Below are 19839 nucleotides of genomic sequence, written 5' to 3'. Positions count from 1 at the left end.
TGCTCAAACCCCGCTTCGGCGGGGTTTTTTATTTAGCGCTATTCGCATAACCCCCCAAATAACCCCTCATTTCACCCACTATTCACCCAATTGAAACCCCTGCAGAATCGGATAATCATGCCGATAACTCAATTAACGCAGGGCTGTTTATCGTGAATTCACTCTATACCGCTGAAGGTGTAATGGATAAACACTCGCTGTGGCAGCGTTATGTCCCGCTGGTGCGTCACGAAGCATTGCGCCTCCAGGTGCGCTTGCCGGCGAGCGTGGAACTTGACGATCTGCTACAGGCGGGCGGTATCGGGTTATTGAATGCAGTTGACCGATACGACGCTCTGCAAGGAACGGCATTTACGACTTACGCAGTTCAGCGTATTCGTGGTGCGATGCTGGACGAACTGCGCAGCCGTGACTGGGTGCCGCGAAGTGTTCGCCGCAACGCCCGCGAAGTGGCGCATGCGATGGGGCAGCTGGAACAGGAACTGGGACGCAACGCAACGGAAACCGAAGTGGCGGAACGTCTTGGCATTGCTGTTGAAGAGTATCGTCAGATGTTGCTCGATACCAATAATAGCCAACTCTTCTCTTATGACGAGTGGCGCGAAGAGCATGGCGATAGCATCGAGCTGGTGACGGATGAGCACCAGCAGGAAAACCCGTTACACCATTTAATGGAAGGGAATTTACGCCAGCGCGTAATGGAAGCGATTGAAGCGCTGCCTGAACGCGAACAGCTGGTGTTGACCCTTTATTACCAGGAAGAGCTTAATCTCAAAGAGATTGGCGCTGTTCTGGAGGTGGGGGAGTCTCGGGTTAGCCAGTTGCACAGCCAGGCCATTAAACGCTTACGAACCAAGCTGGGTAAGTTATAGGTGATTTTTTCACCCGAAAAATGCCGCACAACGTATTGACAACCAGGAGTTATCATGACGGTGCAGCAATCAAAAAGACGGCCTTTAAGCCGCTACCTGAAAGACTTTAAACACAGCCAGACGCATTGCGCCCACTGTAAGAAACTACTCGATCGTATCACGCTGGTTCGCCGTGGCGAGATCGTGAATAAAATCGCGATCTCTCGCCTCGACACGTTGATGGACGAAGCGGCGTGGCTCGAAGAGCAGAAAGAGTGGGTGGCGCTTTGCCGTTTCTGTGGCGATCTCCACTGCAAAGAGCAAAGCGACTTCTTCGACATTATCGGCTTCAAACAATTCCTGTTTGAACAAACGGAGATGAGCCACGGCACCGTGCGCGAATATGTGGTTCGCCTGCGCCGCCTTGGACAGCATCTGACCGTTAACAACATCTCTCGCGATCTGCTAAAAACCGGTTATCTGGATGAGAATCTGGAGCCGTGGCTGCCTGCCACCAGCACCAACAACTACCGTATTGCGCTGCGCAAGTATGCGCAATATAAGGTACAAATGCCGGGTGCGATGAAGCAGAAAGGCCACGCCGGAACAACTTCTGATATATATTAAAAAAGAATAAGATGTAGCGCAGTCGCCTTTGACGTCGCAGGCGATTTCTCTACACTACGTAAAAATTCTACGCTATCGGGGTATTTATGAAATTAGCACTTCTGGGTCGTCAGGCGTTGATGGGCGTTATGGCCGTGGCGCTGGTTGCGGGTATGAGCGTGAAAACGTTCGCTGCAGAAAATCTGCTGAACAAAGTAAAAGAGCGCGGAACGCTGCTGGTTGGGCTGGAAGGAACCTATCCTCCGTTCAGCTTCCAGGGCGACGACGGCAAACTGACCGGTTTTGAAGTGGAATTTGCCGAAGAACTGGCAAAACACCTCGGCGTGAAAGCCTCCCTGAAACCGACCAAATGGGACGGTATGCTGGCATCGCTGGATTCCAAACGCATTGACGTGGTGATTAACCAGGTGACCATTTCTGACGAGCGTAAGAAGAAGTATGACTTCTCCACGCCGTACACCGTGTCCGGTATTCAGGCGCTGGTGAAGAAAGGTAACGAAGGCACCATCAAAACCGCGGCCGACCTGAAAGGCAAAAAAGTGGGTGTCGGCCTGGGCACGAACTACGAAGAGTGGCTGCGCCAGAACGTTCAGGGCGTGGACATCCGTACCTATGATGATGACCCGACGAAATACCAGGATCTGCGCGTAGGCCGTATTGACGCCATTCTGGTTGACCGCCTGGCCGCGCTGGATCTGGTGAAGAAAACCAACAACACCCTGGCGGTTGCCGGTGATGCGTTCTCTCGTCAGGAATCCGGTGTTGCGGTCCGTAAAGGTAACGAAGACCTGGTGAAAGCGATCGACGCTGCGATTGCTGATATGCAAAAAGACGGCAGCCTGAAGGCGCTCTCCGAGAAGTGGTTCGGCGCAGACGTCACCAAATAAGTCTTTGACGTGAAAAAAAGGCGCTTTTAAAAGCGCCTTTTTTATTTCTTACGCGTCTGCGTGCATAATGAAAAATATCACATTTTGTCTGAGTTACCGGAGAACCCATGTCACTACAGAATTTAACGCGCTTTCCCCGCCTGGAGTTTATCGGCGCGCCGACTCCGCTGGAGTATCTGCCGCGATTTTCTGATTACGTAGGACGCGATATTTTCATTAAGCGCGATGACGTGACGCCGATGGCGATGGGGGGCAACAAGCTGCGTAAGCTGGAGTTTCTGGCCGCGGATGCACTGCGTGAAGGGGCAGACACGCTCATCACCGCCGGGGCAATCCAGTCCAACCACGTTCGTCAGACGGCGGCAGTCGCGGCGAAGCTTGGTCTCCATTGCGTGGCACTGCTGGAAAACCCGATTGGCACGCGGGCAGAAAATTATCTCACCAACGGTAATCGTCTGCTGCTGGATCTGTTTAATGTGCAGGTGGAGATGGTCGATGCGTTGACCGACCCGACTGCCCAGCTCGACGAACTGGCTACGCGCCTCGAAGCGCAGGGTTTCCGTCCTTATGTTATCCCTGTCGGCGGTTCGAATGCGCTGGGCGCGCTGGGTTATGTGGAAAGTGCGCTGGAGATCGCGCAGCAGTGTGAGGGGGCGGTGAGCCTCTCCTCCGTGGTTGTCGCGTCTGGCAGTGCGGGCACGCACGCTGGGCTTGCGGTGGGGCTGGAGCAGCTGATGCCCGAGGTGGAACTGATAGGCGTGACGGTGTCCCGCAGCGTTGCGGATCAGAAGCCGAAAGTATTCACGTTACAGCAGGCGGTGGCAGAGCAGCTGGCGCTTAAGGCAAAAGCCGATATTCTGCTCTGGGATGACTATTTTGCGCCGGGCTACGGCACGCCTAATGAAGAGGGGATGGAGGCGGTTAAACTGCTGGCGCGCCTTGAGGGTATACTGCTTGATCCGGTTTATACGGGTAAGGCGATGGCCGGGCTTATAGATGGCATTACGCAGAAACGCTTTAAGGATGAAGGGCCGATTTTATTTGTGCACACCGGCGGGGCGCCCGCGCTGTTTGCTTATCATCCTCATGTCTAAAAATCAGGTCGAAAAATAATAATGCAAGAAAGTATACAACTGGTTATTGATTCCCTGCCGTATCTGCTGAAAGGTGCGGTATTTACGCTCCAGCTGAGTATTGGCGGGATGTTCTTCGGCCTCGTGCTGGGCTTCGTGCTGGCCTTAATGCGTATGTCGCCCATTCTGCCGGTACGCTGGCTGGCGCGCTTCTATATCTCCGTGTTTCGCGGTACGCCACTCATTGCTCAGCTCTTTATGATCTACTACGGTTTACCGCAATTCGGTATCGAGCTGGATCCGATCCCGGCGGCGATGATTGGCCTGTCGCTCAATACGGCGGCCTATACCTCTGAAACCCTGCGCGCGGCAATCTCGTCCATTGATAAAGGTCAGTGGGAAGCGGCGGCCAGTATCGGGATGACGCCGTGGCAAACATTGCGTCGCGCTATTTTGCCGCAGGCTGCGCGTGTGGCGCTTCCGCCGCTGAGCAACAGCTTCATCAGCCTGGTCAAAGATACCTCGCTGGCCGCAACGATTCAGGTGCCTGAATTGTTCCGTCAGGCGCAGCTTATTACCTCGCGCACCCTTGAAGTCTTCACCATGTATCTGGCTGCCTCGCTGATTTACTGGGTGATGGCAACGGTGTTGTCTGCTCTGCAAAACTATTTTGAAAACCAGCTTAACCGCCAGGAGCGTGATCCAAAATGAGTGCTATCGACGTTAAAAACCTGGTGAAAAAATTCCATGGTCAAACGGTGCTCCACGGGATCGATCTGGAAGTGGAGCAGGGCGAAGTGGTGGCGATTATCGGGCCGAGCGGGTCGGGAAAAACGACGCTGCTGCGCAGTATTAACCTGCTTGAACAGCCGGAAGGGGGCACCATCCGGGTCGGGGAGATTACGATTGATACCGGTAAATCCATTAGCCAGCAGAAAGGATTGATTCGCCGTCTGCGTCAGCATGTGGGCTTTGTGTTCCAGAACTTCAATCTTTTTCCGCACCGCACGGTACTGGAAAACATTATTGAAGGGCCGGTCATCGTAAAAGGTGAGCCAAAAGAGGACGCGACGGCGCGTGCCCGCGAGCTGCTCGCTAAAGTTGGGCTGGCAGGTAAAGAGACCAGCTATCCGCGCCGCCTGTCAGGAGGCCAGCAGCAGCGCGTGGCGATAGCGCGTGCGCTGGCGATGCGCCCTGACGTGATCCTGTTTGATGAACCGACCTCCGCGCTCGACCCCGAGCTGGTGGGCGAAGTGCTGAATACCATTCGCCAGCTGGCACAGGAAAAGCGCACGATGGTCATCGTGACCCATGAAATGAGCTTTGCTCGTGACGTGGCGGACAGGGCCATTTTCATGGATCAGGGGCGGATTGTGGAGCAGGGGCCGGCGAAAAGTTTATTTGCGGATCCTCAACAGCCGCGAACCCGCCAGTTCCTTGAAAAATTCCTCATGCAGTAGCATTTTTGTCCTTATTTGCTCCGGAAATCTTTTCTGGAGCAAATTATTCTCCCTGTTGCCCCGGGCGTCTGCTTTTTTATTCCACCCGACGCAGATAAGCCTTATCAATAGTAAAGTTAATTGTGCTATTGCCGATATTTTGTGGTTAGAAATAAGTTTTATGTGTTAGGTTATATTCACCATAATAATGATTATCTTTTCAGAGGCTTCTTTTAGTAAGTATGAAGGATTCAGACTTTTTCACCTGGCGACGGGATTGCTTCCTCCGGTTTCAGGAATTGACCTGTGCCGACGAGGTATATCAGGAACTTCAGCGACAAACGCAGGCGCTTGAATTCGATTATTACGCGCTCTGCGTGCGCCATCCCGTGCCATTTACGCGACCCAAGGTCTCGCTGCAAACCACTTATCCAAAGCAGTGGATGGCGCAATATCAATCCGCGAACTATTTCGCGATTGATCCGGTTTTAAAGCCGGAGAATTTCATTCAGGGTCATCTTCCCTGGACGGACGCATTATTCGCGGATGCACAGGAGTTATGGCATAACGCACAGGATCACGGTTTACGCACGGGAATAACGCAGTGTCTGATGCTGCCTAATCACGCGCTCGGTTTCCTCTCGGTTTCCCGTACGAGTGTGCAGGATGTGCCGTACAGACAGGAAGAAATAGAACTACGGTTGCAAATGCTGGTGCAAATGGCATTAACCACGCTGTTGCGTTTTGAAGATGGGATGGTGATGCCGCCAGAGATGAAATTCAGCAAGCGTGAGCGGGAAATTCTGAAATGGACTGCGGAAGGGAAGACGTCAGCGGAAATAGCGATCATTCTCTCCATTTCAGAGAATACGGTTAACTTCCATCAGAAGAATATGCAGAAAAAATTCAATGCACCCAACAAAACCCAGATTGCTTGTTACGCGGCGGCAACGGGACTGATCTGATTAGAGAGTACGTTCTGCGTGACAGACGAGCGGACGGCTGAATGCAGTGCATCCAGCCGTTTTTTGTTACTGGCGGTACGCTTGTTTAATTTGCTTAACGGTGTTTGCAAATACAGCCGATTCCGCCTGGTCTTCCATCTGCGCGATTTGCTTTTCCATTTTAATGATCACACGACCAGCATCAGCCTGGCCCATCGCCTGCAGCATCAGCGTCAGCAGTGCTTTCAGGCAGTTTACTTCCTGTGCCAGTTCCTGGTTATTCTCCGCAGTGGCAAATTCAGGTGTGCTCATTTATTTTCCTCATTATTAAACGGCGCTAAAGCGCGACGACGAAAGTCAAGGCGGCGGAGTATACCACAAGCTGTAGCAAAAAATGCAGCGGTTGTTTTTCGTACTTTTACTGTGCTGTTTATTTGCGTAAACTCCGCCAGGCGGTAGACTGATGCCCTGGTATGACTATTAATTGTTTATGAGTGGTTTGCTTACCGTTAATTATTGTTACAAAAATCTGAAAACTGTTTTCCCCGAGGAAAAGGAGCAAGGTTTTTGTAACTTTTTGAATACGGATGCTTAAAAAAAAGCGCAAAAGCCCTGATGGCAAGGACTCTCTTTCCACGGACTGTACAGGCTAATTTCCAAAAACGAGAGCAAAATCGAATAGCCGATTTTTTAACGTTTTAATCTTGTGAGGAAAACCGTTAATATAAACCAAATTATCACTCAGTAGCGTTATCCCTATTCTGGAGACATTTCCTTTGATCAACGTCCTTCTTGTTGATGACCACGAACTGGTGCGCGCAGGGATACGACGCATTCTTGAAGATATAAAAGGGATTAAAGTTGCCGGAGAGGTGTGCTGTGGGGAAGATGCCGTAAAATGGTGCCGCACAAACTCCGCCGATGTGGTGCTGATGGATATGAACATGCCCGGCATCGGTGGCCTTGAGGCAACGCGCAAAATTGCGCGTACCTTCGTAGATACCAAAGTCATCATGCTGACCGTGCATACTGAAAATCCACTGCCTGCGAAAGTGATGCAGGCGGGTGCGGCCGGTTACCTGAGCAAAGGTGCCGCTCCGCAGGAGGTCGTCAATGCCATCCGCTCCGTGTTTGCCGGGCAGCGTTACATCGCCTCTGACATTGCGCAACAGATGGCTTTGAGCCAGATCGAACCCGAGAAAAACGAGTCCCCGTTTGCCAGTTTGTCTGAGCGCGAATTGCAGATTATGCTGATGATCACGAAAGGTCAGAAGGTAAATGAGATCTCGGAACAGCTGAACCTCAGCCCGAAAACGGTGAACAGCTATCGTTATCGAATGTTCAGTAAACTGAACATTCATGGTGATGTTGAACTGACTCATCTGGCCATCCGACATGGTTTATGTAATGCGGAGACGTTGTTAAGTCAGTGAGTGATGTGTTCGATTCAAAAGCATTTCTGAAAACGGTAACCAGCCAGCCTGGCGTCTATCGGATGTATGACGCTGGCGGTACGGTTATCTATGTGGGGAAGGCGAAAGACCTTAAAAAACGCCTTTCCAGCTATTTTCGCAGCAACCTTGCCTCCCGTAAGACTGAAGCGCTGGTCTCTCTCATTCATAATATTGATGTCACCGTCACGCATACCGAAACCGAAGCTCTGCTGCTTGAGCACAATTATATAAAGCTCTATCAGCCGCGCTATAACGTGCTGTTGCGGGACGATAAATCCTATCCCTTTATCTTCCTGAGTGGCGATACCCATCCGCGTCTGGCGATGCACCGTGGTGCAAAACACGCGAAGGGGGAATATTTTGGTCCTTTCCCGAATGGCTATGCCGTGCGGGAGACGCTCGCACTGCTGCAAAAAATCTTCCCGATTCGTCAGTGCGAAAACAGTGTCTACCGTAACCGCTCGCGTCCTTGTCTGCAGTACCAGATTGGTCGCTGCCTGGGCCCCTGTGTTGCCGGGCTGGTCAGTGAAGATGAGTATGCCCAGCAGGTGGAGTATGTACGCCTGTTCTTAGCCGGAAAAGACGATCAGGTGTTAACCCAGCTGATCGCGCGGATGGAAAAAGCCAGCGCCGCACTTGAGTTTGAAGAGGCCGCACGGATCCGTGACCAAATTCAGGCGGTGCGCCGGGTCACCGAGAAACAGTTTGTCTCGAATACCGGTGACGATCTCGACGTTATCGGCGTCTCCTTTGACGCCGGAATGGCCTGTGTTCACGTGCTGTTTATCCGCCAGGGCAAGGTACTCGGCAGCCGCAGCTATTTCCCCAAAGTGCCTGGTGGTACCGAGCTGGGGGAAGTGGTGGAAACCTTTGTCGGCCAGTTCTATCTACAGGGAAGCCAGATGCGCACGCTCCCCTCGGAGATCCTGCTCGATTTCAACCTTGACGATAAAACCCTGCTGGCCGATTCGCTTTCCGAGCTGGCGGGCCGTCGGGTCAACGTACAAACCAAACCCCGCGGCGACAGGGCGCGTTATCTTAAGCTCGCGCGGACCAACGCGGCGACGGCGCTGACCACAAAATTGTCTCAGCAATCGACGGTCAGCCAGCGGTTAACCGCGCTGGCAACGCTCCTGAAGTTGCCGGAAGTGAAACGTATGGAGTGTTTCGATATCAGCCATACGATGGGTGAGCAGACGGTAGCATCCTGCGTCGTGTTTGATGCTAATGGCCCGCTGCGCGCCGAGTATCGACGCTATAACATCACCGGCATTACGCCGGGGGACGACTATGCCGCCATGAATCAGGTGCTGCGTCGTCGTTACGGTAAAGCGATTGAAGAGAGCAAGATCCCGGATGTGATCCTGATTGACGGTGGTAAAGGCCAGCTTGGCCAGGCGAAAGCGGTATTTGAATCACTCGACGTTGAGTGGGACAAAAACCATCCGCTGCTGTTAGGTGTGGCGAAAGGGGCCGATCGTAAGGCGGGTCTGGAGACGTTGTTCTTCGAACCGGAAGGTGAGGGCTTCAGTCTGCCGCCAGACTCCCCGGCGCTGCATGTCATCCAGCATATTCGCGATGAATCGCACGACCATGCTATCAGCGGGCACCGTAAAAAACGGGCGAAGGTGAAAAATACCAGTACTCTGGAAACCATTGAGGGCGTCGGGCCAAAACGTCGCCAGATGCTGCTGAAGTATATGGGCGGATTGCAAGGATTACTCAACGCCAGCATGGAGGAAATTGCAAAAGTGCCGGGTATTTCGCAAGGGCTGGCAGAAAAGATCTACTACTCGTTGAAACATTGAGGGCTCTGTAGCAACATAGAGCTAAATTTTACTGACAACAAATAGTTACCGTCACTATGCAATATAATATCCCTACGTTGCTCACTCTCTTTCGTGTTGTACTCATTCCGTTCTTCGTGCTGGCGTTTTATCTGCCGGTTGTGTGGGCACCTTTTGCCTGCGCATTGATCTTCCTTATCGCAGCGGTAACGGACTGGTTTGATGGCTATCTGGCGCGTCGCTGGAATCAAAGCACCCGCTTCGGCGCGTTTCTCGATCCCGTAGCGGATAAGGTCATGGTTGCTATCGCGATGGTGCTGGTGGCTGAACACTATCATACCTGGTGGGTGACGCTGCCTGCGGCAACCATGATCGGCCGTGAAATCATCATTTCTGCGCTGCGTGAGTGGATGGCGGAGTTGGGTAAACGCAGCAGCGTGGCGGTCTCCTGGATCGGGAAAGTGAAAACGACCGCACAGATGGCGGCGCTGGTCTGGATGCTCTGGCGTCCAAACGCCTGGGTTGAGTGGGCGGGAATTGGTCTGCTGTGGGTAGCGGCAGTGCTGACGCTGTGGTCAATGCTGCAATATTTGAACGCTGCGCGCGGGGATTTGCTTGATCAGTGATCGTTTCGCCGTAATTTTCAGCAAACGATCCAGGGAAGCAAAAAATAACGTTGACTCATAACGTCATATCAGTAGAATGCAACGCATCGAACGGCGGCACAGCAAGCCGGACGATAATGAAATCAAGTGTTTAGAAGTTGACTTGATGACATGCGGGAATAGCTCAGTTGGTAGAGCACGACCTTGCCAAGGTCGGGGTCGCGAGTTCGAGTCTCGTTTCCCGCTCCAGATTAAAGACATGCGCAGTAGCGGGTGTCAGTTAGAAAAGTTTTACGGCGCGTTAGCAAAGCGGTTATGTAGCGGATTGCAAATCCGTCTAGTCCGGTTCGACTCCGGAACGCGCCTCCACTTTCTTCCCTGGCCGGATGGTGGAATCGGTAGACACAAGGGATTTAAAATCCCTCGGCGTTCGCGCTGTGTGGGTTCAAGTCCCACTCCGGCTACCATGGGAAACAAAGAATAATCAAAGCAATAAGCAGTGTCGTGAAACCACCGAAAGGTGGTTTTTTTGTGTTTGAAATCTATGTTACTTATTAGTAATTGTCATTTTTTCCCCGCCTGCCTACCGCACCATTTTTACTCTTCAATCATGAAGTGCTTTCTGGACTATGTCTTTTTACTTATGCCGTTACGTAAATGTGATTATGTTACTGCTGGTGAAATGATGAAAAACGGCAGGAGTCGAGGCAACACTGGTGTATCGGTAGGCTTCATAAAAAAAAGCCTACATAAAGCAGGCGATAAGAATGATGCATAGTTATTATAATGATGGTAAAGCGTAACAGTTTTCTAAAATTAGAACCGTAAAATCCGATAGTTACAAATATTTAGAGGCTGCATCAAAGATTTCCTGTGAGGCCAGTTCCCGATCAGATGCAACATAGATAACCTCATGGTCACCTGTTAAGGACGGGAAACCTGCCGACATGATCTGTAGATTGACTTCTTCTCCGTTGGGATACGCTTCACGTATTGATGTAACCCCTTTAAGTACCGAGATAGCTTTGCAAGGTTTTCCATTAAAAAAAACGATCACTTTTTTCATATATCACCTTGTATTTTGTCGTTGTTTTTCAAGCCGCAAATTTCCAATGGGGTTCTATTTATATTTTTCCACAAAGGGCCGTTTGCTTGCTAAAGGTCTCATCGTCGTCGTAGCGCAATGATAATATTACTTATCGCAGAGCATTACGTTGGCTGCCGCTGGGCCTTTATTACCGGCAATAATAGCGAATTCGACCTTTTGGCCTTCGAAAAGCGTATTGACACTTTCTTCCTGTAAGGCAGAAAAGTGAACAAATACATCTTTACTTCCATCGAGAGGGGAGATAAATCCAAAGCGCTTATCTTCGTTATACCACTTGACCAGACCTAAGATCCTGGATGACATAAAATACTCCATTTGAAGACGTTTAGAATAACAACGTTATGATAGGGAACGTATAAACGTATACGTATGAACTCAAAAGGAGGGGATATCAGAGATAGCGCCTGGTTAAGAGGACTGACTGGAAAAATACCGCATATAAAATATTGTATCGAACCAACGCGATCATTAAGGCATGGGATGGGCTAATAAGCAAATTTTATTTTTGCCCTTTGGGACCCGCTTAAGCCGACGTCACACCCCACCCAAATACGCCTTCCTCACCTCCTGATTGCCCAGCAGCTCCTCGCCGCTGCCGCTCAGGCGGATCTGCCCGTTAACCATCACATACCCGCGATCGGAAAGCTTCAGCGCGTGGTGCGCATTCTGCTCCACCAGGAAGATCGTCATCCCGTTGCGGGCCAGCTCGCGCAGCGTCTGGAAAATCTGTTTCACCACAATCGGGGCTAAGCCCAGGCTGGGCTCATCCAGCAACAGCAGCGTCGGACGGCTCATCAGCGCCCGGGCGATAGCCAGCATTTGCTGTTCTCCGCCGGACAGGGTCATCGCGCGCTGTTTACGCCGTTCTTTCAGGCGAGGGAACAGATCGAACATCGTTTGCATATCTTCGGCCGCAAACTGGTTGCCAATCGGGATGGTCCCCATCAGCAGGTTCTCTTCGACGGTCATATCCGGAAAGATACGTCTGCCTTCAGGTGCCTGCGCAATGCCGCCGGAGGCGACGTAGTGGGTGGATTTATGGCTGATGTCTTCGCCGCGATAAAGGATCTGTCCGTTGCGGATACGCGGCTGGCCAAAGATGGACATCAGTAATGTCGATTTACCCGCGCCGTTTGCGCCAATCAGCGCCACGGTTTCTCCTGTATTCACCTCAAGTGAGACCTCTTTCAGCGCCTGAATCACGCCGTAAAACACATCCACCTCGCGGAAGGCCAGCAGCGGTTCGCTCATAGGGTGACCTCGCTTTCATCCGTGCCAAGATAGGCGGCAATGACCTTTTCATCATGCTGGATCTGCGCGGGTTTCCCCCTGGCAATCACGTCACCGTGGTCGAGCACGATAATATCGTCCGAAATCTCCATCACCATCCCCATGTCATGCTCAATCAGTAATACCGTGATGTCATGATGATCCCGCAGAAAACGAATGATGCTGCTCAGCTTATGCGTTTCAACCGGGTTTAGCCCGGCGGCAGGTTCGTCGAGACAGATCATCTCCGGTCCGGTACACATTGCCCGGGCAATCTCCAGGCGCCGCTGCTGACCGTACGACATCTCCCCCGCCAGGCGATTGGCACAGTCCACCAGATCGACCACTTCCAGCCAGTAGAACGCTCTGTCGAGGGCGTCGCTTTCAGCCCGACGGTAGGCCGGGGAATTAACGATCCCGGCGAGCAGATTACGGTTAACGCGCATATGCTGTGCGACCAGCAGATTTTCCACGACCGACATCTCGCGAAACAGACGGATATTCTGGAAGGTGCGCGCCAGCCCGGCGCGGTTGACCAGGTGGGTTCCGCCAAACATTTTATAGAACAGACGCTGCCCGAACTGCGCGGGGTTAATCCAGTCACCCGGCTGAAATTTTTGCCCGAGTACCTGAATGACGTTGGTCGTCTTATTGCGGCTGGTAAATAAAATATTGCCGCCGGAGGCTCTGTAGAAGCCTGTCAGGCAGTTAAATACGGTGGTTTTTCCCGCCCCGTTTGGCCCAATCAGGGCAGTAATGGAACCACGCTGCACGTCCAGGTTGACGTCGTTTAGCGCCTTAATCCCGCCGAAGTGCATCATCAGATGTTCAACGCGCAATATCGTTTCGTTCATGGCGCGACGCCCTTACGCACGGCAAATCCGCTGCGGTTAATGCGGATCAAACCGCGTGGACGCCAGATCATCATCACCACCATCAGCATGCCAAACAGCAGGACCCGGTACTCGGCAAAACTGCGCAGCAGTTCCGGCGTGACCGTCAGCACAAAGGCGGCCAGCACCACGCCAAGCGTAGACCCCATGCCGCCCAGTACCACAATGGCGAGGATCAGCGCGGATTCAAAGAAGGTAAACGATGTCGGGTTCACGAACCCCTGATAGGTGGCGAAGAATACCCCGGCGATGCCCGCAGTCGATGCGCCCAGCGTAAAGGCCGACAGCTTGACCAGCACATGATTGAGCCCCATGGAGCGACAGGCAATTTCGTCTTCCCGCAGGGCTTCCCACGCCCGGCCGATCGGCATCCGCGTCAGGCGGTGCTTGATATAGAGCACCAGCATTACCACCAGAAACAGCACCGTATAGATAAAGATAAACTTCATGTTCGGGTTATAGGTGAGGTGGAAAAACTCGTGAAAAGGCACGCCGCCTTCTTTTGCGCGTCGTCCAAACTCAAGGCCGAAAAAGGTAGGAGGAGGGGCCGACACGCCATTAGGCCCGCCGGTGAACGTCAGCCAGTTGTTCAGGATCAGGCGAATGATCTCCCCGAACCCGAGGGTGACAATGGCCAGATAGTCACCGTGCATGCGCAGTACCGGAAAACCGAGCAGGGCGCCCGCGGCAGCGGCCATAATGGCCGCCAGCGGCAGCATGCTCCAGAAGCCTAAGCCGAGATACTGATACCCCAGCGCCAGGCCGTACGCACCAATCGCATAGAAAGCGACATACCCCAGATCCAGCAAACCCGCCAGACCCACGACGATGTTCAGCCCCAGCCCGAGAAGCACGTAGATCAGTCCGAGAATGGCGACGGTCAGCACATATTTGGTGGCGACAAACGGGAAGCAAATGGCAACGGCAATCACCAGGGGAATAATCCAGCGCATGCGGCTTTTGTATTCCGGTGGCCGGACATAAACACCTGCGCTGTCGGCTTCAAAACGTGCCTGAAAACGTGCACCTGGGGCGGTACTTAAAAAAGCGCTCAGCAGAAAACGACCCAGCATAACGATGCCGACTATCCATGCGAGTCGCTGCCCGGCGAAGTTAAAGCTGTATCCGTCCAGCACCACGCCGGCAATCGGGCCAAAAATGATTAACGCAATCAGGCCGGAAAAAATGGCGTCCAGAATACAGCGCTTAAGCGAAAAGCCGTGAGAGGTCATCGTATTCTCCTTCACACTTTGGCGACAATCGGGCGGCCAAGCAGACCCTGAGGGCGAAAAATCAGGATCAAGACCAGCAAGCCAAACGAGAACACATCTTTATAATCGGAGTTCACCATGCCGGAAAATTGCGCCTCGGCGACGCCCAGAATCAACCCACCGAGCATCGCGCCCGGCAGGGAGCCAATCCCGCCGAGCACCGCTGCGGTAAACGCCTTAATGCCAATCACAAACCCGACGTAGAAATCAAAGGTGCCGTAATTCATGGTGATGAGCACACCTGCCAGGCCCGCCATGGCCGCACCAATGACAAAGACCAGGGAGATAATCCGGTCGGTGTTGATCCCCAGAATGGAGGCCATTTTACGGTCCTGCTGTACCGCGCGGCACATCCGCCCCAGCCGGGTATGGTTGATTATCCAGGTCAGCACCAGCATGCCGGCAAACGAGGCGACCAGGATAAATACTTTGGTATAAGTTATTTGCACAAAACCTTCGCCCAGATGCAGACGAAGTACGCCGTCGAGCATGGTTGGCACCCCTTGCTGGCGCGGCCCCTGGCTCAGCTGCGCGTAGTTTTGCAGGATAAGCGACATCCCGATGGCAGAGATAAGCGGCGCCAGGCGCGTAGAATTCCGCAACGGCTTATAAGCAATACGCTCGATGGTCCAGCCGTACACCCCCGTAACGACAATGGTGAATACCAGCGTTCCCAGTATCAGCAGGGGGAATGACTGCAGGCCGAAGAAAGAGAGTAGCGCCAGGCCAATGGCGCAGAGGTAAGCGGAAATCATATACACTTCGCCGTGGGCGAAATTGATCATCCCGATAATGCCATACACCATGGTGTAGCCGATGGCGATGAGGCCGTAGACGGAGCCCAGCGTTAAGCCATTGATTAACTGCTGCAGGAAGAATGTACTCATCTTAGCGCGCTCGTTTTATAGGCTGCACATGGTGTGCAGCCTGATGTTTATTACGCGCCGGCAGGCAGGCCCGCCGACGTTGAGCGTGATTCCGTCCCGTTACTGCACTTCCTTATATTTTCCTTTGTCGTCCCACTGGTAAACCACGTAGTCGGAGACTTTCAGATCGCCCTTGCTGTCCCAGGCTTTTTTACCCATCACCGTGTCGACCGTATTCGCTTTTAGCCACTCGCTGGCTTTGGCGGAGTCCTTGCCGCCCGTGGCTTTAAACGCAGCAGCAATGGCCTGCACGGAAGCATAGGAGTAGAGGGTGTAACCTTCCGGTTCAAATTTAGCGGCGCGGAATTTCTCAATCACTGCTTTACCGTCCGGGATCAGGCGAGGATCTTTACCGAAAGTCATATAAATGCCGTTGGTATACTGTGGACCGCCCGCCGCCGTCACCATCTCTTCATTAACAATGCAGTCGCCGGAGAAGAATTTCGCCTGCACGCCCTGTTCACGCATCTGGCGAACCAGCGGACCGGCTTCCGGGTGACAGCCACCGAAGAACACCACGTCCGGTTTTTGCGCGCCAATCTTCGTCACCAGCGCGTTAAAGTCTTTTTCACCGCGCGATAACCCCTCGTACATCACATCCTTGATCCCGCGTTTCGCCAGTGCCGCTTTGGTGGCGTCTGCCAGCCCCTGCCCATAGGTGTCTTTATCGTGAATGATCGCCACGCGTTTGGCTTTCAGCTTATCAATGATGAAGTCGCTGGCAACCTGGCCCTGCTGGTCATCGCGGCCGCACATGCGGAACATATCGCTCATACCGCGTTCGGTGATCAGCGGGTTCGTCGAGCCGGGGGTAATGGAAATGATCCCCGCATCGCTATACACCTCAGAGGCGGGCATGGTCGATGAGGAGCAGAAATGGCCGACAACGGCGTTGACTTTATCCTGGTCGACTAAGCGGTTGGCGACAGCCACGGCCTGTTTAGGCTCGCACGCATCATCACCCTGAACCAGCTTGATTTTCTCACCGTTAATCCCGCCGGCAGCGTTAATATCTTCAGCGGCCTGCGTTGCGCCGTGCCAGTACTGATCGCCATAGGTGGCATTGGGTCCCGTAAACGGCCCGGCGACACCAATCACGATATCTGCCCGGGCGGAAAACGCCGTCACCAGACAACCAGCTAACACAAGAGACAGGGGAGTTCTGATTAATTTCAGCGACATTATTATGTTCCTTAGCAAAGAGGTTTTTGCACCACGGCGTAAACCTGAACGCCCAGGGCGCAGCCAATCCAAAACACGGGCAAGAACAAAATGCACTAAACGAACGGCATCCTGCATGATACGGCGAGGTTTCCATGCGCAGCGTCGCGCGAAGAACAGCAAGCAAAAACGTTGCCAGAATGGTTAACCCCTTGACGGGGTTATGACATCTTTGAGTATAGAGCGCCGCGTTCTGCCGCCCTGCGGCAGGAGAAGAAATTACAGCGGAGATCACATATCGTTAACATTAAAGCCCATAAGTTGTGCAAGGGTCACGATTTGCACACTTTTGCAGCAATAAAGACCTAAACTTCAGCCGGGAACGGCGTAAGAACTGTGTTAGGATCTTTTCCTTTTTATCAGGAGTGTCCGCGATGACGGAAGGTCCATTAAATGAAAGCGAAATGGCATGGCTGGAAGAGACTCTCATGTCTTACGGCCATGACGATGCGTCCGTGATTGATGTATCCGAACTGGACGGCATGCTTACCGCAGTGCTTTCCGGCCCTGTTGTCGTTGAGCCAGATACCTGGCTGGTGGCCGTGTGGGGCGGGGAGAAATACATTCCGCGCTGGAAAAACGATCGTGAAATGAACCGTTTTATCGATCTCTGCTTTAAGCATATGAACGACATTGCTGAGCGGCTGAGCGAATACCCGGACCAGTTTGAGCCGATGTTTGGATATAACGACGTCGACGGTGAGAGCTACACCGTGGTGGAAGAGTGGTGCTATGGCTATATGCGCGGCGTGGCGTTGACGGACTGGTCAGCCTTGCCGGAGTCTCTGAAGGCCGATCTCGAGGTGATTGCCCTGCACGGTACGGAAGAGAACAGCGAGAAGCTTGATGAACTGAGCGAAGAAGACTATATCGCCAGCATTGAGCGCATCCAGCCAGCGGCACTGCGTTTATATCAATACTGGGTAGATAACCCGCAGCAGCCGGAAGCAAAGAAGCCGATTGTGAACGGCACGAAGGTCGGGCGTAACGATCCGTGTCCTTGCGGCAGCGGGAAGAAGTTTAAGAGCTGCTGTTTGCATTGATAAAAAAGGGGCTAAAGATAGCCCCTTTTTTTATTTAACCCACTTCCGGCAACATGCCGGCGGCAATCAATACCTGCACCAGAATAATCACCACCCCACAGCTAAACACAATGCCCAGCAGCGGTTTTCCTCCCGCCACGCGGTACCCCTGCTGAGGATGCTGCTGGCGGCTCTTCCATGCCAGCAGGGAAGGGAGTAACAGTGCCAGGATCGACAGCGCCACGCCGGCGTAACCCAGCGCCATCACAAACCCGCGTGGGTAAAACAGCGCAAACGCGAGCGGCGGCAGGAAAGTAATTACCCCCGTCTGCAACCGCCCGCTAACCGTATTGCGACGCTGGAACAGGTCGGCCAGGTAATCAAACAGGCCGAGCGCCACGCCCAGGAACGAGGTCGCCAGCGCCAGGTCGGCAAACAGGTGGACCGCCAGCTCCACGTGAGGAGACGTGACGACCTCGCGAAGTGCCAGCAGAAAACCATTCAGGCCAGCGTGCTGCGCCATGAGTCCAATAAAGGTTGAAGAGTCAATGCTGCCCAGCGTCACCAGTTGCCAGAAAATATAGGCGATGAGCGGGATCGCGCTGCCGATAACAAACACGCGGCGCAGCTTGCGAATATCACCGTTCATATAGCTGACAATACTCGGTACGCTGCCGTGGAAGCCAAACGAGGTGAAAATCACCGGGATAGCGGAAAGCGCGAGCCCTTTTTCCAGCGGCAACGTCAGCAGATTAACCTTGTGCACATGCGGTGCCAGCAGGACCAGCATGACAATCAGAAACAGAATTTTGGCGCTGAAGAGAAAACGATTGAACAGATCGACCAGCGAGGTCCCCACGCAGACCACGCCGCCGCCGATGAGCGCAAAGAAGATTGCCCCCGTCGCCGGGGTAATGTCAGAGCCAAACCAGTCATTGACGCTGGAGGCGATGAGCTCCCCGGCCCCGCTAATATACGCGGCAGTCAGGGCGTACATCAGGAACATCATGCTAAAGCCGGTTATCCACTGACCGTAGCGTCCCAGGTAGCGCGCCGCCAGTGAACCCAGACCGGTGTCGGCGGGCACGTGCTGGTAAACCTCAAGCAATAGCAGCGCGGTGTAACACATCAGCGCCCAGAGTGTGCCAAGAAGCAGCAGCGTCATCCCGAATCCCACACCTGCAGCAGCCAGGGGCATTGCCAGCATTCCTGCGCCAATCGTCGTTCCGGCGACGATAAAAATACTTCCCAGGGTTCTGTTTTTCACGCTTTCCTCTACAACGATGGTGAATCGCGACAATTTCTGCGGCGCAGAGTAAGGGAAAAGCCGTAATTCGTCAAATCACCGTTACAAGGTGTGTAATTAAATATTTACAGGTTTGGCGTACTGTGATCCTTAATGGGGCGATGCCTACTTCATAAGAGCAATGTCACGGCGCAAATTTCAGGCGTAACGTAAACAACTCGTGCAAATAATAAAATAATGTGAGGATTTTTTATGGCGGGGGAGAATCCATTTACGGCGGCATGGAGCCGGGGAGGCAATCTGTTGTGCCATGGACACTGGATAATAAGCTGGCAGAACCAGCCTCTGACGCTGCCTGAGTCCCGCCGTGAAAAGGATATGGGCACCTGGGCAATCTATTCGGTTATTGATCCTGAAGATGAAACCTTTGCACAAGGCTTACAGGAAGATGAGTGGATTATCGAAAACGTTGACTGGCTGACAGACCTGTTTTTCGAGGTGGGTATTCCGCTTGAGACGGCCAGCTACCGCTATTTTTATCAGGCCGTCAATCCCCATGACTGGCGCTGTACCAGCTGCGCAGGATGTATGTAAATTAACGCGGTGCAGGAAACCCGCACCGCGTTGAAATTAATTCTGTGTATCGAGAGTGGAAAGTTCTTTATCAATAAAGTAAAGACCTTCACCTGATTTACCCACCAGGGATAATTTATCCAGCACGGATTTAAACAGCTTCTCTTCTTCATGCTGTTCTGCCACATACCATTGCAGGAAATTAAAGGTTGGATAATCCTGGCTGGTCATTGCCGCATGAACCAGTTCGTTAATTTTCTGCGTGATCAGCTGTTCGTGCTCGTAGGTGGCGCGGAACAGTTCATCGAGAGAATTATACTCGGCAAAAGGCGAGGCCACGGTCTCAATGCGCGGCAGGCTGCCGGTGTCGGTCAGATAATCAAACAGGCGCTGCATGTGGGTCATCTCTTCCTGCGCATGGCGACGCAGAAACGCGGCCGCACCTTCAAAGCTGTGGTAGCTGCACCAGGCGCTCATCTGCTGGTAGAGAAGGGATGAAAAGAGCTCAAGGTTCATTTGCGCATTGAGCTTGTCGATCATTTCAGTTTTCAGCATGGTGACGCTCCGGGTTATTATTACTGGTTCACAATGAGCGACACTATAATTTGTTATTTAATTATTTGCAAAACGTAAAATAAATATT

General features: G+C 52.8%; 22 protein-coding genes and 3 tRNA genes. 15 read left to right on the top strand and 10 right to left on the bottom strand.

The window, feature by feature from the left end; all coding sequences use genetic code 11:
- Positions 1-152: 152 nt before the first annotated feature.
- From ACMGGM_RS04795 to sdiA, 7 genes are all read left to right on the top strand, one after another.
- A complete protein-coding gene (locus ACMGGM_RS04795; protein WP_014170714.1) occupies positions 153-872 on the top strand; it encodes an RNA polymerase sigma factor FliA in 720 nt (239 codons plus the stop codon).
- Between the two features lie 54 nt (positions 873-926).
- Positions 927-1478, top strand: coding sequence for a flagella biosynthesis regulatory protein FliZ (fliZ, locus tag ACMGGM_RS04790; protein WP_014884383.1), 552 nt, complete (start codon positions 927-929; stop codon positions 1476-1478).
- Positions 1479-1564: 86 nt separating this feature from the next.
- Entirely contained in the window at positions 1565-2365 is an 801-nt protein-coding gene (gene tcyJ, locus ACMGGM_RS04785; protein ID WP_014884382.1) for a cystine ABC transporter substrate-binding protein, read from the top strand.
- Between the two features lie 107 nt (positions 2366-2472).
- Entirely contained in the window at positions 2473-3459 is a 987-nt protein-coding gene (dcyD, locus tag ACMGGM_RS04780; protein WP_050862769.1) for a D-cysteine desulfhydrase, read from the top strand.
- Between the two features lie 21 nt (positions 3460-3480).
- A complete protein-coding gene (tcyL, locus tag ACMGGM_RS04775) occupies positions 3481-4149 on the top strand; it encodes a cystine ABC transporter permease (RefSeq protein WP_014884380.1) in 669 nt (222 codons plus the stop codon).
- Positions 4146-4898: an L-cystine ABC transporter ATP-binding protein TcyN gene (gene tcyN, locus ACMGGM_RS04770; protein WP_014884379.1), complete on the top strand. Its 753-nt coding sequence runs from the start codon at positions 4146-4148 to the stop codon at positions 4896-4898. Before tcyL ends, tcyN begins: the two co-directional genes overlap by 4 nt.
- A gap of 221 nt (positions 4899-5119) precedes the next feature.
- Positions 5120-5842, top strand: coding sequence for a transcriptional regulator SdiA (gene sdiA, locus ACMGGM_RS04765; RefSeq protein ID WP_014884378.1), 723 nt, complete (start codon positions 5120-5122; stop codon positions 5840-5842).
- A 66-nt stretch (positions 5843-5908) separates the two neighbouring features.
- Here sdiA and ACMGGM_RS04760 read toward each other — a convergent pair whose 3' ends face one another.
- On the bottom strand, positions 5909-6133 hold the full coding sequence (locus ACMGGM_RS04760; RefSeq protein ID WP_014832453.1) for a DUF2594 family protein: 225 nt from the start codon (positions 6131-6133) through the stop codon (positions 5909-5911).
- Positions 6134-6597: 464 nt separating this feature from the next.
- On the opposite strand from ACMGGM_RS04760, the gene uvrY reads away from it, so the two are divergent.
- From uvrY to ACMGGM_RS04730, 6 genes are all read left to right on the top strand, one after another.
- Positions 6598-7254: a UvrY/SirA/GacA family response regulator transcription factor gene (gene uvrY / locus ACMGGM_RS04755; RefSeq protein ID WP_023330806.1), complete on the top strand. Its 657-nt coding sequence runs from the start codon at positions 6598-6600 to the stop codon at positions 7252-7254.
- Positions 7251-9083 (top strand): excinuclease ABC subunit UvrC, encoded by a 1833-nt coding sequence (gene uvrC, locus ACMGGM_RS04750; protein WP_045135356.1) that lies wholly within the window; start codon positions 7251-7253, stop codon positions 9081-9083. The genes uvrY and uvrC overlap by 4 nt, the downstream gene beginning before the upstream one ends.
- Before the next feature lie 56 nt (positions 9084-9139).
- Positions 9140-9688, top strand: a complete 549-nt coding sequence (gene pgsA / locus ACMGGM_RS04745) for a CDP-diacylglycerol--glycerol-3-phosphate 3-phosphatidyltransferase (protein WP_008500348.1) — start codon at positions 9140-9142, stop codon at positions 9686-9688.
- A gap of 152 nt (positions 9689-9840) precedes the next feature.
- A tRNA-Gly gene (locus tag ACMGGM_RS04740) sits at positions 9841-9916 on the top strand.
- A 46-nt stretch (positions 9917-9962) separates the two neighbouring features.
- Positions 9963-10036, top strand: a tRNA-Cys gene (locus tag ACMGGM_RS04735).
- Positions 10037-10047: 11 nt separating this feature from the next.
- Positions 10048-10134: transfer RNA gene (locus tag ACMGGM_RS04730), tRNA-Leu, on the top strand.
- A 371-nt stretch (positions 10135-10505) separates the two neighbouring features.
- Here ACMGGM_RS04730 and ACMGGM_RS04725 read toward each other — a convergent pair.
- The 7 genes from ACMGGM_RS04725 to ACMGGM_RS04695 form a co-directional block, all read right to left on the bottom strand.
- The gene (locus tag ACMGGM_RS04725) at positions 10506-10733 is read right to left on the bottom strand and encodes a hypothetical protein (protein ID WP_023337452.1); all 228 of its coding nucleotides are present in this window, start codon (positions 10731-10733) and stop codon (positions 10506-10508) included.
- 126 nt (positions 10734-10859) lie between these two features.
- Complete coding sequence (locus ACMGGM_RS04720) at positions 10860-11078, bottom strand: cold shock domain-containing protein (protein WP_023337451.1); 219 nt, start codon at positions 11076-11078, stop codon at positions 10860-10862.
- A 231-nt stretch (positions 11079-11309) separates the two neighbouring features.
- On the bottom strand, positions 11310-12026 hold the full coding sequence (locus tag ACMGGM_RS04715; protein WP_023337450.1) for an ABC transporter ATP-binding protein: 717 nt from the start codon (positions 12024-12026) through the stop codon (positions 11310-11312).
- A complete protein-coding gene (locus tag ACMGGM_RS04710; protein ID WP_014884373.1) occupies positions 12023-12898 on the bottom strand; it encodes an ATP-binding cassette domain-containing protein in 876 nt (291 codons plus the stop codon). The genes ACMGGM_RS04715 and ACMGGM_RS04710 overlap by 4 nt, the downstream gene beginning before the upstream one ends.
- The gene (gene livM / locus ACMGGM_RS04705) at positions 12895-14169 is read right to left on the bottom strand and encodes a high-affinity branched-chain amino acid ABC transporter permease LivM (RefSeq protein WP_023337448.1); all 1275 of its coding nucleotides are present in this window, start codon (positions 14167-14169) and stop codon (positions 12895-12897) included. Before livM ends, ACMGGM_RS04710 begins: the two co-directional genes overlap by 4 nt.
- Before the next feature lie 11 nt (positions 14170-14180).
- Positions 14181-15095 carry an ABC transporter permease subunit gene (locus ACMGGM_RS04700; protein ID WP_014884371.1) on the bottom strand — a complete coding sequence of 305 codons (915 nt, stop codon included), beginning with the start codon at positions 15093-15095 and terminating at the stop codon, positions 14181-14183.
- Between the two features lie 99 nt (positions 15096-15194).
- Positions 15195-16316, bottom strand: coding sequence for a branched-chain amino acid ABC transporter substrate-binding protein (locus ACMGGM_RS04695; RefSeq protein WP_023337447.1), 1122 nt, complete (start codon positions 16314-16316; stop codon positions 15195-15197).
- Between the two features lie 413 nt (positions 16317-16729).
- On the opposite strand from ACMGGM_RS04695, the gene ACMGGM_RS04690 reads away from it, so the two are divergent.
- Positions 16730-17398, top strand: a complete 669-nt coding sequence (locus ACMGGM_RS04690) for a YecA family protein (RefSeq protein WP_014884369.1) — start codon at positions 16730-16732, stop codon at positions 17396-17398.
- 34 nt (positions 17399-17432) lie between these two features.
- Here ACMGGM_RS04690 and tyrP read toward each other — a convergent pair whose 3' ends face one another.
- A complete protein-coding gene (gene tyrP / locus ACMGGM_RS04685; RefSeq protein WP_023338447.1) occupies positions 17433-18644 on the bottom strand; it encodes a tyrosine transporter TyrP in 1212 nt (403 codons plus the stop codon).
- A 231-nt stretch (positions 18645-18875) separates the two neighbouring features.
- On the opposite strand from tyrP, the gene ACMGGM_RS04680 reads away from it, so the two are divergent.
- Entirely contained in the window at positions 18876-19217 is a 342-nt protein-coding gene (locus tag ACMGGM_RS04680; RefSeq protein WP_023338446.1) for a hypothetical protein, read from the top strand.
- A 36-nt stretch (positions 19218-19253) separates the two neighbouring features.
- Here ACMGGM_RS04680 and ftnA read toward each other — a convergent pair whose 3' ends face one another.
- Positions 19254-19751, bottom strand: coding sequence for a non-heme ferritin (gene ftnA, locus ACMGGM_RS04675; protein WP_014884366.1), 498 nt, complete (start codon positions 19749-19751; stop codon positions 19254-19256).
- Positions 19752-19839: the final 88 nt, after the last annotated feature.

The sequence above is a fragment of the Enterobacter sp. BNK-14 genome (genome assembly GCF_047456095.1).
Lineage (GTDB): Bacteria > Pseudomonadota > Gammaproteobacteria > Enterobacterales > Enterobacteriaceae > Enterobacter > Enterobacter kobei.
The sequence above is the reverse complement of the archived record's forward strand: the minus strand, read 5'-3'. Positions and strand labels throughout refer to the sequence as shown.

Bases quoted from the DNA above. Each gene is read 5' to 3' on its own strand.
- tcyL (WP_014884380.1), top strand. From the start codon at position 3,481: ATGCAAGAAAGTATACAACTGGTTATTGATTCCCTGCCGTATCTGCTG.
- ACMGGM_RS04680 (WP_023338446.1), top strand. From the start codon at position 18,876: ATGGCGGGGGAGAATCCATTTACGGCGGCATGGAGCCGGGGAGGCAAT.
- livM (WP_023337448.1), bottom strand. From the start codon at position 14,169: ATGACCTCTCACGGCTTTTCGCTTAAGCGCTGTATTCTGGACGCCATT.
- ACMGGM_RS04715 (WP_023337450.1), bottom strand. From the start codon at position 12,026: ATGAGCGAACCGCTGCTGGCCTTCCGCGAGGTGGATGTGTTTTACGGC.
- sdiA (WP_014884378.1), top strand. From the start codon at position 5,120: ATGAAGGATTCAGACTTTTTCACCTGGCGACGGGATTGCTTCCTCCGG.
- tcyN (WP_014884379.1), top strand. From the start codon at position 4,146: ATGAGTGCTATCGACGTTAAAAACCTGGTGAAAAAATTCCATGGTCAA.
- ACMGGM_RS04725 (WP_023337452.1), bottom strand. From the start codon at position 10,733: ATGAAAAAAGTGATCGTTTTTTTTAATGGAAAACCTTGCAAAGCTATC.
- ACMGGM_RS04710 (WP_014884373.1), bottom strand. From the start codon at position 12,898: ATGAACGAAACGATATTGCGCGTTGAACATCTGATGATGCACTTCGGC.
- ACMGGM_RS04760 (WP_014832453.1), bottom strand. From the start codon at position 6,133: ATGAGCACACCTGAATTTGCCACTGCGGAGAATAACCAGGAACTGGCA.
- ACMGGM_RS04720 (WP_023337451.1), bottom strand. From the start codon at position 11,078: ATGTCATCCAGGATCTTAGGTCTGGTCAAGTGGTATAACGAAGATAAG.
- ftnA (WP_014884366.1), bottom strand. From the start codon at position 19,751: ATGCTGAAAACTGAAATGATCGACAAGCTCAATGCGCAAATGAACCTT.
- tcyJ (WP_014884382.1), top strand. From the start codon at position 1,565: ATGAAATTAGCACTTCTGGGTCGTCAGGCGTTGATGGGCGTTATGGCC.
- dcyD (WP_050862769.1), top strand. From the start codon at position 2,473: ATGTCACTACAGAATTTAACGCGCTTTCCCCGCCTGGAGTTTATCGGC.
- ACMGGM_RS04700 (WP_014884371.1), bottom strand. From the start codon at position 15,095: ATGAGTACATTCTTCCTGCAGCAGTTAATCAATGGCTTAACGCTGGGC.
- fliZ (WP_014884383.1), top strand. From the start codon at position 927: ATGACGGTGCAGCAATCAAAAAGACGGCCTTTAAGCCGCTACCTGAAA.
- pgsA (WP_008500348.1), top strand. From the start codon at position 9,140: ATGCAATATAATATCCCTACGTTGCTCACTCTCTTTCGTGTTGTACTC.
- ACMGGM_RS04690 (WP_014884369.1), top strand. From the start codon at position 16,730: ATGACGGAAGGTCCATTAAATGAAAGCGAAATGGCATGGCTGGAAGAG.
- ACMGGM_RS04695 (WP_023337447.1), bottom strand. From the start codon at position 16,316: ATGTCGCTGAAATTAATCAGAACTCCCCTGTCTCTTGTGTTAGCTGGT.